Genomic DNA, 12,873 nt, shown 5'->3' with positions numbered 1-12,873 from the left:
ACCGGGCGGCGGGGCGTCTCCGGGGCCCCCGCCGCACGTCACTCTTGGGTAAGGGAACGGTAAAGCGCCTCCGCTCGTTACCCCAGTCATGACAGCTATGACCCCCGGCTCGAACATCCCTCTCCCCGTCTCGCGCGTGACGGTGGACGTCACCGCTCCGGTGCGGCTCGACGTGTCGAGCCTGCTGCTCACCGCCGACGGCAAGGTGCGCTCCGACGAGGACTTCATCTTCTACAACCAGCCCGCCGGTCCCGGCGTGACCTACCGCTCCGGCGGCGGCACGGCGCCGGACGCGATCATCGTCGACACCGCGGCGGTCCCGCCGGGCATCGAGAAGATCGTCGTCACCGCGAGTCCGGACGCCGCGGGCCAGTCCTTCCAGGGCATCGAGCCCACCGCCACCATCCGCAACGCGGACGACAACGCGGTGCTGGCCACCTTCACCCCGCCCCAGCTGGGCACGGAGACGGCCCTGGTGATCGTCGAGGTCTACCTCCGCAACGGCGCGTGGAAGGCCCGCGCCGTCGGCCAGGGGTACGCGAACGGCCTGGCGGGCATCGCCACCGACTTCGGCGTGAGCGTGGAGGAGCCCGCTCCCGCCGCCCAGCCGGCCCCCGCACCGCAGGCACCCGTGACACCCCCGGCACCGGCCGCGGACCCCCGCCTCTCCGCCCCGCCCGCCCCGGCTGCTCCCCCTGCGCCCCCCGCCGCGGCACCGGGCGCCGGCAAGATCAACCTCGACAAGGGCCGGGTCAGCCTCCAGAAGAACCAGACGGTGTCCCTGGTCAAGGGCGGCCGTCCCTTCCTCTCCCAGGTCCAGATGGGTCTCGGCTGGGAGCCCGCGTACCGCGGCAAGGACATCGACCTGGATGCCTCGGTCATCGCGTACGGCCCGCAGCGCAACCACATCGACAGCTGCTACTTCGGCAAGCTGTCGATCGTGAACGGCGCGATCAAGCACTCCGGGGACAACCTCACCGGTGAGGGCGGCGGGGACGACGAGGTGATCACCGTCGACCTCGGCCGGCTCCCCCAGGAGGTCACCGGCCTCGTCTTCACGGTCAACTCCTTCTCCGGCCAGAAGTTCACCGAGGTCGCCAAGGCCTACTGCCGCCTCATCGACGCCGCCACCGGCGAGGAGCTCGTCCGCTTCGACCTCACCAACGCGGAGGCGCAGACGGGCGTGATGATGGCGAAGCTGGTCAAGCAGTTCTCCGGGGAGTGGGAGATGACCGCCATGGGCGAGTTCGTCAAGGGCCGCACGGTCCGCGGCATGGTCAAGCCCGCAGCCCAGTCCCTCTGACCCCCGGCCCCACCCCGGCAGGTCATCTCCCCCGACCCCGGGGTGGGCCCCCCAAGCCTTCTCTCGCCCCCTCCGCCCCTACCCAACCCACACCTGGGGCTCCGCCCCAGACCCCGCTCCTCAAACGCCGGAGGGGCTGAAATTCACGCCCGCACCCGGCACCCGACGAAAGGGACGCGCCCCGGCCAGTCGCTGCCCGCAGACGGCATCCGGCGGGAGGGGCCGTGCCGGTACATCACATGCCCGTCGCTTACGCCCGGATCGAGCAGCTCCCGCCTCTCGACCCACGTCTGATTCAACGGCGACGGGCGGATGTACCGGCACGGCCCCGCCCCACCCACCGGACCGCAGCCGAAGCCGGAGCCGACGCCGGGGGCACCCGGAACGCCCGGCGCGCAGCCGCCCTCACGCCACCGCCCACGGCCACTCCGCATCCCGCGCCGACTCCAACAGCGGCACCAGCCGGAACGCCGCGTCCGAGAGCCCGCCGAACGTGTGCCGGTTCCCCTTCCCCGACGGACCGTGGCCCGCGCGGTACCCCGCGAGGTTCCACGTGTAGACCGGCACGTGCCCCGGGACCTGCGAGGTCGGGTCACCGAACGAGCTGTGCGCCGCCTGCTCGTCGGTGACGATGATCACCCGGTCGTGCGACCGGTAGTGCGCCCGCACCGCCTCGCTCGTGTTCGTACCCCCCAGATCCCCGAACCGCTCGAGAACCTTCAGCACCGACTCCCCGGCCCGGAACGGCACTCGCCGGTGACTCGTGCCGAACTCGACGAGATCCGCGTCCGCCACCCGCAGCGCCAGCGCCGTACCGAAGATCGCCGCCGCGTCGGCCCGGTTCAGCTCGGAGCGGTCGGACAGCCGCGAGTAGAACATCGACCCCGAGCGGTCGACGAGCACCAGCGTCCGCCCGGGCAGCGCGGGCACGTTGGCCAGCGAGTGCCCGAGCGCCTGCTCCAGCGGATACGCCCAGCGCAGCGACGGTGCGTGCTGGTACGCGGCGAGGTACCGGAACGGGAACTGCCGCGAGCGCGCGACCTCGACCGGGTCGCTGATCCTCGCGGCGACCCGCGCCGCCACCTCGTCGCTCACGCCCGCCTCGTCGAAGTTCCGCAGGTTGCGGACGAGTGCCATCGTCCCCATGGAGGGGATGACGGCCTCCCAGGCGGCCTTGTCCATGGGGCCCTGGAGCCAGCCGGCCAGCGCCTCCCAGGTCATGCCCGCCTCGGCGAGCCGCCGCGCCCCGTCAGGACCGGTGACGACCGCGCGCCGCTCGGCGGACGGCAGCGCCATCAGCTCGCGGTGGGCGACGAGCGCGGACAGGGACGTGGGGACCTCGGCCCGGTCCGGGTTGTGGCGCCGGTCCAGCGCGTACCGGAACAGGTCGCCCTGCCACGGCTTCGCCGGGTCGGGCGCCGCGTGCACGAGGTTGAGGATGTCGCCGAAGCGGTAGCCCTTGGACGTGGTGTCGTACTTCAGCAGGGACCTGGCGCCGTAGAGACGGCGTACGGCGTCGGCGACGCCCCGCTTCACGGGCTTGGGCACGTTGCGGCCGAACCGGGAGGTCCAGTACGCGAGCAGCTCGCCCGGCTCGTCGGGGCGGCGCAGCACGGAGTCGACGACCTGCCGGTTGGCGGGTCCGTCGGTGACCCCCGCGTCGAGGCGCGCCTTGACGTACTCGGCGGCGCCGACGATCGAGGCCGTGCGGAGGTTGCCGTCGGTGCGCAGCCAGCCGAGGAGGGCGGCCGTCCACGACGGGTCGCTGACGGCGAGCTCCCGGACGAGCGCGGCGAACCGGTCGTCGCGGTCGGAGCCGGTCTCGTAGAAGGTCTGCTGCGCAACGAGGTTGGCGATCGCGAGCAGGAAGAGCTCGGAGCGCGCGTCGCGCTCGTGTCCCCGGCCGCCCTGGTGTGTGCGCAGGACGCGGCCGGTGGAGGTCACGCGCGAGGCGGGCTGTGCCTTCGCGGTGCGGATGTTGAAGCGTGCCATGATGAATTCCCCCGAATTCAGAAGCGTTTCGGAGGGAGGCACAGAAAATGGAGGGTGCCCGAGATCAGGGGTCGGCGACGGTTGCTTATAAACTGGCGCGTCTTCCGTTCCGCCACACCGGCCCGAAGCCGATGACGGGATTCGAACCCGCATGAGGTTGTGGCCCCACCAGTTCCCGAAGTATCCGCTGCCTGCGCACCGGGCACCCACCATGAGCTGCGCCTCCCGAGATCAGGTCGGCCGCGGCGTGGATTCTTTGGAAGAGAAGTAGCCGCGGCCCGCGCACCGGGAGGTGCGTGAAGTTGTGGTGTCCAGAGTTCAGGTCGGCGGAACCGACGTAGGTGCTCTAACCCCTGAGCTACACCGGCGCGTTGTGCCGGTGACGGGACTCGAACCCGCGGCCGCCCCATTATGAGTGGAAGTAGGTCCTGCCTTCGCACCTGGACGTTCATCACTTTAGGCAGGCGGCCGCGGGTCGGGCGAGCGAATTAAACGCCGGTGAATACGGGGGAGTTACAGGGGAGGAGTTCAGCCGCGCTTCTGCCGCTTCCAGGGGCCCGTGATGGCGACCATGATGCCCGGCACCTGGATGTTGGCGTAAAGGGTCCGGCCGTCGGGCGAGAAGGTGACGCCGGTGAACTCGCTGTACTCGGGGTCCTCGGCGGTGCCGATGTTGAGTTCGTTGCGGGCGATGGGGTACGTGCGGCCGCTCTCGGTGGCGCCGAAGAGGTGCTGGACGCCTTCGCCGTCCTCGGCGATGACGAGGCCGCCGTACGGGGAGACGGTGATGTTGTCGGGGCCGTCGAAGTTGCCGTCGACCGACGGGTCCGGGTTCACGCCGATGAGGACCTTCAGCGTCAGGGTGCGGCGCTTGGGGTCGTAGAACCAGACGGCGCCGTCGTGGGCCTGGCCGGGGCTCTCGGTGCGGGCGTAGGAGGAGACGATGTAGATGCCGCCGTCGCCCCACCACATGCCTTCGAGCTTGCGGGCGCGGGTGACCTGGCCGTCGGTGAACTGCTTGCGGACGGAGACCGCCTTGGCGTCGCGGTCGGGGACGTCGACCCAGTCCACGCCGTACACCGTGCCGATCTTCGTGGCGCGGGAGAGGTCGTCGACGTAACGGCCGCCGGAGTCGAAGCACTTGAAGGCCTGGAGCGAGCCGTCGGTGTCGCCGAGGGTGCGCAGCTGTCCGTGGCCGTGCTCGAAGCCCTGCGGGGGCGTCCAGCGGTAGAGCAGGCCGTTGGGGCCCGACGCGTCCTCGGTGAGGTAGAGGCGGCCGCGCTTGGGGTCGACGACGACGGCCTCGTGCGCGTAGCGGCCGAGTGCCTTGATCGGCTTGGGGTTCCGGTTGCGGCGGCGGTCCTCGGGGTCGACCTCGAAGACGTAGCCGTGGTCCTTGGTGAAGCCGTTGGTGCCGGCCTTGTCCTCGGTCTCCTCGCAGGTGAGCCAGGTGCCCCAAGGGGTGTTGCCCCCGGCGCAGTTGGTGGCCGTGCCGGCGATGCCGACCCACTCGGCGACCTTGTCGCGGCGTACCTCGACGACCGTGCAGCCGCCCGCGGCGGCGGGGTCGTAGACGAGTCCCTCGGTGAGCGGCACGGGGTAGGGCCAGTTGGCGCGCGGGCCGGCCAGTTCGTGGTTGTTGACGAGGAGGGTGGCGCCGCGCGGGCCGCTGAAGGTGGAGGTGCCGTCGTGGTTGGAGGGAGTGAACTCGCCCGACTCCAGCTTGGTCTTTCCGCTGTGCGTGATCACGCGATACGTGAACCCGGCGGGGAGCGAGAGAAGGCCCTCGGGGTCGGTGACGAGCGGCCCGTAGCCGACGCCGCCGTGCCCGTGTCCGTGCCGGGCCTCCGCGGAGTCCGCGGCCTCCGTCTCCGTCTCGGTGGCCGCGAGCGCGTTGGGAGCGGTGGCGAGGGCGCCTACGCTGCCGACCAGGGCCACGCCTGCACCGGTGATCGCGGACTGTCTGGCGAAGTCCCTGCGGGTGAGCGACATGTGATGTCTCCTGTGACGGTGGACTCGGGCTGCCGTGGGCGGCGGATGGCGACCTCGTACGCGGCCACACCGTCCCGCCCCCGGCTGAACGCGAGTTGAACGCGCGCCGACTTCAGGGGTCCCGCTTCCATGAATCCACCCACCCGGTGCATCCGGAACTCGCAGCTCCGCACCGAACCCCGCCCCGGCACGGGACGCGCACGCCCTCACACCAGCGGCAGCCGGCTGCTCCGACCGTGCCACGACGCCCGAACCCGGCGAGGCGAGCCCACGCGTCGGCGCGGGCGCCACACGCCCGTCACCCGGCCCGGAGGAGTGCGCCCGCCGCCCACAAGCCCCGGCAACGCGCCATCGGCGGGGAGAGTCAGCCCTGCCGCGCCACGGACGCCACCTTCACCGGCCTGCCCAGGTGAAACCCGTAGCGGGGGCGCTCATCGGCGTCACCGGAAGGCAGCTCGCGCTGCCCCGCCCCGCGCCATGAGAGCCGGCCGCCCGCGCACCCCGCCCGGCGCGGACGGCCGGCCACACCGCCGGGCCCCGGGGCCGGAGCTCTCATCGCACAGGGCCGCACGGGCCGCTCAGGGCCGCCGCCCCGGCGCGGGCAGCTGCCGGGCAACCACGGCTCCGAGGCGGGGAGGCCGCCGCACCCGTCAAGATCCTCCGCCGCCGGGACCCACCCGCTGCGGGTGCCCGGCGGGGGCCGTCCGGGGTGCCCGGCCACCCGGCGCGGGCACCCCGGACCGTCGTCATCCGGCTTGCTGCGACCGCGCCTTGAACGCCGCCTTGCGGGCTTCCTTGGCGATCTTCTTGTCGGGGTGCAGGCGCCCCATCGCGTCGAGGACGTCCGGGGTGGCCGGGTGGCCGACGCGCCAGGCGGTGTCGAAGAAGCCGCTGTGCTGCTGCGCCAGACCCTCCACCAGGGCCTGGAGCTCGTCGGAGTTCCCCTCGGCGGCGAGCTGGGCCGCGACCGTGTCGATGGTGAGCCAGAAGACGAGGTCCTCGGACGGCGGGGGCACGTCGGTGGCGCCGTTCTCGGAGAGCCAGACGCGGGCGAGACCCCCCAGCTCGGGGTCGTCGAGCACGGAACGCAGCGCGGGCTCGGCCTCCGCGCCGACCAGGGCGAGCGCCTGCTGGCAGTGCAGGCGGCGCAGCGGGGCGCCCGCGTCGCCGCCGCGCGCCGCGGACAGCAGTTCCTCCGCGGCGGGCAGGACGGCGCGCCGGGCGAGCCACTGCTCGATCTCGGCCTGCGCGGCGGCCGGCGGGAAACCGGACGTGCCGTCGAGGAGGGTGTCGGCGCCCTTGTCCGCGAGGTCGCCGACGGCGGGGGCGTCGAAGCCGGCCTCAGCCAGCCGCGCGCGCAGTCCGTAGAGGCCGAGCGGGGTCAGCCGGACGACGCCGTAGCGCGCGATGTCGGTGTCGTCGACGGGGGCGGCCGGTTCCTCGTCGGCGTCGGCCATGAGTGCCTCGTCGACGGGCTGGAAGGCGACGAGTCCGATGGGCTCCAGCAGCCGGAACTGGTCGTCGAGCCGCATCATGGCGTCCGAGACCTGCTCCAGGACGTCGTCGGTGGGCTCTCCCATGTCGTCGGGCACGATCATGGAGGCGGCGAGCGCGGGCAGCGGTACGGGGACCTCGCCGGCCGTGTCCTCGCCGACGGTGAGCAGGTACAGGTTGCCGAGCACCCCGTCGAGGAACTCGGCCTCCGCCTCGGGGTCCCAGTCCAGGGACGAGAGGTCGATCTCGCCGCTCTCGTCCATGGCCTCGACGAGGTCGTCCAGGTCGGGCACGCTCGCGTCGGCCAGGACGGTGTCGAGGGCGCCGAGCCATACGCCGAGGACGTCCTGCGGGGCGCCGGAGGTGAGCACGGCGAGGTCCTCGCCCGCGCCGACGGTCCCTTCCTCCTCGTCGACGATCTCGACGAGTCCGGTGTCGACGGCGACCCGCCAGGCCTCGCCGGCGAAGGCGGCCGCGTCGTCGCCGGTGAGACCGAGGACGTCCGCGGCCTCGGGGAGCTGTTCCTCGACGAGTTCGCCGCCGGCGCCGACCCGGGTGGCGGGGCTCGCCCAGCGGGCCAGCCGCGCGGCGCGGGAGAGCAGGGGCGCCGCGAGCGCGTCCCGCGCCAGCTGGGCCTCGGGGAGCAGCCGCACCGGCGGCAAGGAGCTGTCTGACATCGGCTGGGTTCTCCTCCGAACAACCACGACGAGCAGGGCAAGCGGTTCAGGCGGGCTGCCGCCCCAGGGCGCATCCGCAACGTCCCGTCTGCCCGGCGGGCGGACGACGCGACGTCACGGACATGCCCTCGGCCGCGCCGGGCGGTGGCGGGCCACCGTCGGCCGCGGCCGACACCGGACCTCGCCGGGCGTCACGGACCCGAGGGGTCCGAAGTCCGCCGGGGACGTCCGTGCCAACAGCTCAGCCTAGACGGATTTCCACCCATGCCGCCCGGTTCATGTCCCTGACACCTCCAGGACACCGCTGAAACCTTGACAACTCCCCACGCCACACACGAGATTGACGCGCGTAGAAGTTCAACGGCCGTGCGGACCGTCCACTTCTACGCGCGTCACCGGCCCGGAATCGGGCCGCGCTCCGTCCAGCACAGCCCACCCTCGTCCCGGCGCCCAAGAACGCCCCCGGAGGACTCCCTTGCCGAGCAAGAGAACGTCGCGCATCGGCGCGCTGACCGTTGCCGCCGTCTGTTCCACCCTTTCCGCCGTGGTGCTCACCACTCCGGCCCACGCGGACTCCGTCCGTATCCACGACATCCAGGGCACCACCCGGACCTCCCCGCTGGCGGGCAAGACGGTCACGGACGTGTCCGGTGTCGTCACCGGTGTGCGGACCTACGGTTCGTCGAAGGGTTTCTGGTTCCAGGACCCCGACGCGGACGACAACCCGGCCACCAGTGAGGGCGTCTTCGTCTTCACCAGCTCCGCCCCGAAGGTCGCGGTCGGCGACGCCGTCACCGTGACGGGCACCGTCTCGGAGTACGTCCCGGGCGGCGCCTCCACCGGCAACCAGTCGGTCACGGAGATCACCAAGGCGACGGTCACCGTGGTCTCCAGCGGCAACGCCGTTCCGGCCGCGACGGTCGTCGACGCCCGGTCCGTACCGAACGCCTACACCCCCGCCGGCGACACCGCGGCGGCCGGCTCGGTCAACGGCCTCACGCTGGAGCCGAAGAAGTACGCCCTGGACTACTACGAGTCCCTCGAGGGCATGGCCGTCCAGGTCGCCGACGCCCGCGTGATCACCGCCACCGACCCCTACACCGAGCTGTGGGTCACGGTGAAGCCGCACGAGAACGACACCCGGCGCGGTGGCTCGCTGTACGGCTCGTACACCTCGCAGAACACCGGCCGGCTGCAGATCCAGTCGCTCGGCGCCACGGCCGACTTCCCGACCGCGAACGTCGGCGACCGGCTCACCGGCACCACGGCGGGGCCCCTCGACTACAACCAGTTCGGCGGCTACACCCTCGTCGCGAACCAGCTCGGCACCCTGAAGAAGGGCGGCCTGGAGCGCGAGACCACGCACAAGCAGGCGCGTGGCGAGCTGGCGGTGGCCACGTACAACGTCGAGAACCTGGACCCGGCCGACGCCACGTTCGACGCCCACGCGTCCGCGATCGTGAACAACCTGCAGTCGCCCGACATCGTGTCCCTGGAGGAGATCCAGGACAACAACGGCGCGACGGACGACGGCACGGTCGCCGCCGACACCACGGTGAACAAGCTGATCGACGCGATCGTCGCCGCGGGCGGCCCGAAGTACGACTGGCGCTCCATCGACCCGGTGAACGACCAGGACGGCGGCGAGCCCGGCGGCAACATCCGCCAGGTGTTCCTCTTCAACCCCGAGCGGGTCTCCTTCACCGACCGCGCGGGCGGCGACTCGACGACCGCCGTCGGTGTCACGAAGACGCACGGCAAGGCGCAGCTCACCGCGTCCCCCGGCCGTGTCGACCCGGCGAACACGGCCTGGGCGAACAGCCGCAAGCCGCTCGCGGGCGAGTTCGTCTTCCGTGGCCGCACGGTGTTCGTGATAGCCAACCACCTGAACTCCAAGGGCGGTGACCAGGGGCTGACCGCGCAGTACCAGCCCCCGACGCGCAGCTCGGAGGTGCAGCGGCACGCGCAGGCGACCGCCGTGAACGGCTTCGTCAAGGAGATCCTGAAGGCGCAGAAGAACGCCGACGTGATCACGCTCGGCGACATCAACGACTTCGAGTTCTCCGACACGGCGAAGATCCTGGAAGGTGACGGCGAACTCTGGTCGGCGATCAAGTCGCTGCCGAAGAGCGAGCGTTACACGTACGACTACCAGGGCAACGCCCAGGTCCTCGACCAGATCCTGGTCAGCCCCGCGATCCGCAAGGGCTGCGACCTGACGTACGACAGCGTGCACATCAACTCGGAGTTCTCCGACCAGATCAGCGACCACGACCCGCAGGTGCTGCGGTTCCGCCCGTAGTCGCTCAGGTGCGCGAGAGCCCGGCCCCGTCGTCCGGGGGGCCGGGCTCTTCGCCGTCCACAGGCCGTGCGCGGGCGGCCGTGCGCCGGGCGCGGCGGCGGGCCCGGTCGGCCGTCTGCGGCTCAGCCGGTGAAGACGCCGTCCAGCCAGCCCTTCCAGGCGGTCTCGTCGGCCTTGGCGTCGGCGCCCTGCGCGAAGTCGTGGACGCTGATGCCGACCGGCGCGCCCCAGTGGTCGCGTCCGAAGAAGCGGATGAGGGCGTCGTCGGTGCGCAGGCCGATGAAGTACGGGTTGCGGTAGTCGACCACCGCGTCGAAGGTCTCTCCGCCGGGCCCCTGGGCGCGCACCGGGGTGCCCGCGGCGGTGTCGTCCGCGAGGCCGAGCGCCCGTCCCACCGCGGCGAAGGAACCGGCCGCCGTAGACGTGCCGGGGCCGTCGAAGGTGGCGAAGGCGACCGGACGGCCCGCGAAGCGGGTCACGTACTCGCGCAGGGTGTGCAGGTAGAAGTCGGTGTGCTTGCCGGCTCCGTCGTACTGGTTGTCCCAGTCGTCGGTGAAGATGCCGCTGTGCACGTAGCGCACCCAGGAACTGCGGCCCTCGTGCCGGGCCTCGATGGTGTGGTCGATCCGGTTGAGACTCTGCCCCGGGAACCCGACGTCCTCGGTGCGCACGCTCAGCCGGTGCGGCGGGTCCCAGGCGGTGATGGTGCTGCCGAAGGGGCCCGCGCCGCCCTCGCGGGGCTCGTACTCGATCGGCCAGAGCCAGCCGCCGCTGCCGTCGGTGATCGCCTCCCACACCTGCTGGGGCGTGGCGTCCACCTCGTACTCGCGGGCGATCTCGAATTCCTTGGACATGGTGATGGCTCCTGGGTGGTCAGCGGGTGGTCTCGGTCCCCGCGGGGTCTTCGTTCCCGGTTCCGGGTCCGGTCACGGCGGTCACCGTGTCGGGCCCGGCGACGGGGTCGGCTCCGTCCGCGACGACGGGGGCGGCCGCCGTTTCGGGACGGACCGTGGGGTGGACGGCGACGACGATCCGGTGCGGGCGTCCGCCCGTCGCGTCCCCGTCGTGGTACTTGCTGATCAGCGCGCCGACGCCCGCCGTCAACTCCTCGATGAAAGCCGCCCGTTCGGCGGCGGACGCGAAGGTCACCTCGCCGTCGAGCGCGTAAGTGGCCAGCCTTTTACGTGCCTTGGTGGCGCCGGTGATCAACGTGCCGACGTCCCGGACCAGTCGGGCGCCGAGCGCGAGCAGCCAGCGGGCCGACAACTGGTCCCGGAAACGGTCGGGGTCGGGCTGCACGGCGGCGAGCGCGAGCGGCGAGATGACGTACGACGCGGCGGTCGCGCGCATCAGCCGCTCGGTGACGTTGCCCTTGCGGCGCTCGCCCGCCAGCTCGACCAGGCCGTGCCGCTCCAGCGTCTTGAGGTGGTAGTTCACCTTCTGCCGGGGCAGTCCGACCTTGCCGGCCAGCATGGCGGCCGACGCGGGTCCGGCGGCCAGCTCGGCCAGCAGCCGGGCCCGGATGGGGTCCAGCGACACGGCGGCGGCCTCGGCATCCTCGATCACGGTCACGTCCAACATGACTCCACTCTCCCACCGAACACTTTTTTTGTCGAGGCGGCTGAAATCGTCGGCGGGGCGCCCGGGGATCCCGTCGCCGGTCTCTCCGGCTGCTCCGGTCCGGCCGACTTCTCCGGTCTCTCCGGCCGCTCCTCGGGAATCTCCGCCGGTTCCATGGGTACCCGGGGGCTTCAGCGGCGGGATTCGGGCAACCCGCCGGACATGGACGAGAAGCGACCGGAATCGAAGCAGCGAGCTCTTCCGGACACGGGGGCCGACGCGGACGCGGGCAAGGACACGAGCACCCGCACGGATCCACGCCCGGATCCCGGGACGGACACGGCGGGACGGACCGGGAAGGACGACCCCGCCCGGCTGACCGCACGATCGTGGTGGGCCGTGTCCTGGCGCACGGCGAAGGAGTTCCAGGACGACGAACTCTCGGACCGGGCAGCCGCGTTGACGTACTACGGCGTCCTGTCCCTGTTTCCCGCGCTGCTCGTCCTGGTGTCCCTGCTGGGCGTCATGGGGCAGCGCGTCACCAACCGGCTCCTCGACAACATCGGCGACCTGGCCCCCGGCCCCGTCCGCCAGATCCTTCAGGACGCGGTGACGCAACTGGGCCGGAGCGGCGGTACGGGCAGCGTGCTCGCGATCGTCGGACTGTGCGCGGCGCTGTGGTCCGCGTCCGGCTACGTCGGCGCCTTCATCCGCACCTCCAACGCGGTGTACGACCTGCCGGAGGGCCGTCCGGTCTGGAAGGTCACACCGCTGCGGCTGGCGCTGACCGTCACGCTGATGCTGCTGCTCAGCGCGAGCGCGGTGATCGTCGTGTTCACCGGTCCGCTGGCCGAGCGGGCCGGCACCACCATCGGGCTCGGCGACGCGGCGATCACGGTCTGGTCGGTCGCCAAGTGGCCCGTCCTGCTGGTGCTCGTCCAGCTGATGATCGCGCTGCTGTACTGGGCCGCCCCCAACGTCCATGGCCACGGCTTCCGTTGGTTCAGTCCGGGCAGCGTCATCGCCACCCTGATCTGGCTGGCCGCGTCCGCCGGCTTCGCGGTCTACGCCGCGGGCTTCGCCTCGTACAACAAGACGTACGGGGCTCTCGCGGGCGCCATCATCTTCCTGGTGTGGCTGTGGCTCACCAACCTGGCCATCCTGCTGGGCCTGGAGTTCGACGCGGAGCTCGCCCGGCAGAGGGCCATCGGCAGCGACGGCCGGCTCCCCACCGAGGAGCCCTACGTCGAACCGCGCGACACCCGCAAGTGGCCCCCGCGCCTGCGGGCCCTGCGGGCCGCCCGGGAAAAGGTGGACGCGGGTGTCGTCCCGCTGGGCAAGGGCGGCCCCGAACGGGACGCGGCGGGGAGGGCGTGACGGCCGCGCGGCCCCGGGGATTCGTACCCGCGGGCCGGTGACACCGGCCCGCGGAGGCACGCGTTGCACGGCGGGCCACCGGTCGGCGGGCGTCGAAGGCGGCCGATGGAGCCTGCCGCCGCTCACCGGCGGTGCGTCCACCACCCGCCGCGCGCCACGCCGGGAACCCGGCCCAG

Annotated in this window: 8 protein-coding genes and 1 tRNA gene; 3 read left to right on the top strand and 6 right to left on the bottom strand. The window is 72.1% G+C overall.

Going from position 1 to position 12,873, the window contains the following annotated elements; genetic code table 11:
- The first annotated feature begins 97 nt into the window (after positions 1-97).
- Complete coding sequence (locus tag OG406_RS30065) at positions 98-1,303, top strand: TerD family protein (RefSeq protein WP_266619901.1); 1,206 nt, start codon at positions 98-100, stop codon at positions 1,301-1,303.
- A gap of 405 nt (positions 1,304-1,708) precedes the next feature.
- Here the strand turns inward: OG406_RS30065 and OG406_RS30060 are convergent, their stop codons facing one another.
- The 4 genes from OG406_RS30060 to OG406_RS30045 all read right to left on the bottom strand — a co-directional run bounded on the left by OG406_RS30060 (position 1,709) and on the right by OG406_RS30045 (position 7,458).
- On the bottom strand, positions 1,709-3,295 hold the full coding sequence (locus tag OG406_RS30060; RefSeq protein WP_329188778.1) for a TROVE domain-containing protein: 1,587 nt from the start codon (positions 3,293-3,295) through the stop codon (positions 1,709-1,711).
- 377 nt (positions 3,296-3,672) lie between these two features.
- A tRNA-Met gene (locus tag OG406_RS30055) sits at positions 3,673-3,742 on the bottom strand.
- A gap of 81 nt (positions 3,743-3,823) precedes the next feature.
- A complete protein-coding gene (locus OG406_RS30050) occupies positions 3,824-5,287 on the bottom strand; it encodes an alkaline phosphatase PhoX (RefSeq protein ID WP_329188777.1) in 1,464 nt (487 codons plus the stop codon).
- A 746-nt stretch (positions 5,288-6,033) separates the two neighbouring features.
- Positions 6,034-7,458 carry a hypothetical protein gene (locus OG406_RS30045; RefSeq protein ID WP_266612669.1) on the bottom strand — a complete coding sequence of 475 codons (1,425 nt, stop codon included), beginning with the start codon at positions 7,456-7,458 and terminating at the stop codon, positions 6,034-6,036.
- 475 nt (positions 7,459-7,933) lie between these two features.
- On the opposite strand from OG406_RS30045, the gene OG406_RS30040 reads away from it, so the two are divergent.
- Positions 7,934-9,760 carry an endonuclease/exonuclease/phosphatase family protein gene (locus OG406_RS30040; protein WP_164370541.1) on the top strand — a complete coding sequence of 609 codons (1,827 nt, stop codon included), beginning with the start codon at positions 7,934-7,936 and terminating at the stop codon, positions 9,758-9,760.
- A 122-nt stretch (positions 9,761-9,882) separates the two neighbouring features.
- On the opposite strand, the gene OG406_RS30035 is transcribed toward OG406_RS30040, so the two are convergent.
- Together OG406_RS30035 and OG406_RS30030 are read right to left on the bottom strand one after the other, a co-directional pair.
- Positions 9,883-10,614, bottom strand: coding sequence for an SRPBCC family protein (locus OG406_RS30035; RefSeq protein ID WP_164370542.1), 732 nt, complete (start codon positions 10,612-10,614; stop codon positions 9,883-9,885).
- Between the two features lie 19 nt (positions 10,615-10,633).
- Positions 10,634-11,341 carry an ArsR/SmtB family transcription factor gene (locus OG406_RS30030; protein WP_329188772.1) on the bottom strand — a complete coding sequence of 236 codons (708 nt, stop codon included), beginning with the start codon at positions 11,339-11,341 and terminating at the stop codon, positions 10,634-10,636.
- Between the two features lie 201 nt (positions 11,342-11,542).
- Here OG406_RS30030 and OG406_RS30025 point away from each other — a divergent pair, with 201 nt between their 5' ends.
- The gene (locus tag OG406_RS30025) at positions 11,543-12,697 is read left to right on the top strand and encodes a YihY/virulence factor BrkB family protein (RefSeq protein WP_266849639.1); all 1,155 of its coding nucleotides are present in this window, start codon (positions 11,543-11,545) and stop codon (positions 12,695-12,697) included.
- Positions 12,698-12,873 lie beyond the last annotated feature (176 nt).

This window comes from Streptomyces sp. NBC_01428, assembly GCF_036231965.1.
Taxonomy (GTDB): Bacteria; Actinomycetota; Actinomycetes; order Streptomycetales; family Streptomycetaceae; genus Streptomyces.
Note: the sequence above shows the minus strand (reverse complement) of the source record. Positions and strands in the feature narration are given on the sequence as shown.

Coding starts and splice junctions, on each gene's coding strand:
- OG406_RS30045 (WP_266612669.1), bottom strand. CDS start 7,458: ATGTCAGACAGCTCCTTGCCGCCGGTGCGGCTGCTCCCCGAGGCCCAG.
- OG406_RS30025 (WP_266849639.1), top strand. CDS start 11,543: ATGGACGAGAAGCGACCGGAATCGAAGCAGCGAGCTCTTCCGGACACG.
- OG406_RS30050 (WP_329188777.1), bottom strand. CDS start 5,287: ATGTCGCTCACCCGCAGGGACTTCGCCAGACAGTCCGCGATCACCGGT.
- OG406_RS30030 (WP_329188772.1), bottom strand. CDS start 11,341: ATGTTGGACGTGACCGTGATCGAGGATGCCGAGGCCGCCGCCGTGTCG.
- OG406_RS30065 (WP_266619901.1), top strand. CDS start 98: ATGACCCCCGGCTCGAACATCCCTCTCCCCGTCTCGCGCGTGACGGTG.
- OG406_RS30035 (WP_164370542.1), bottom strand. CDS start 10,614: ATGTCCAAGGAATTCGAGATCGCCCGCGAGTACGAGGTGGACGCCACG.
- OG406_RS30060 (WP_329188778.1), bottom strand. CDS start 3,295: ATGGCACGCTTCAACATCCGCACCGCGAAGGCACAGCCCGCCTCGCGC.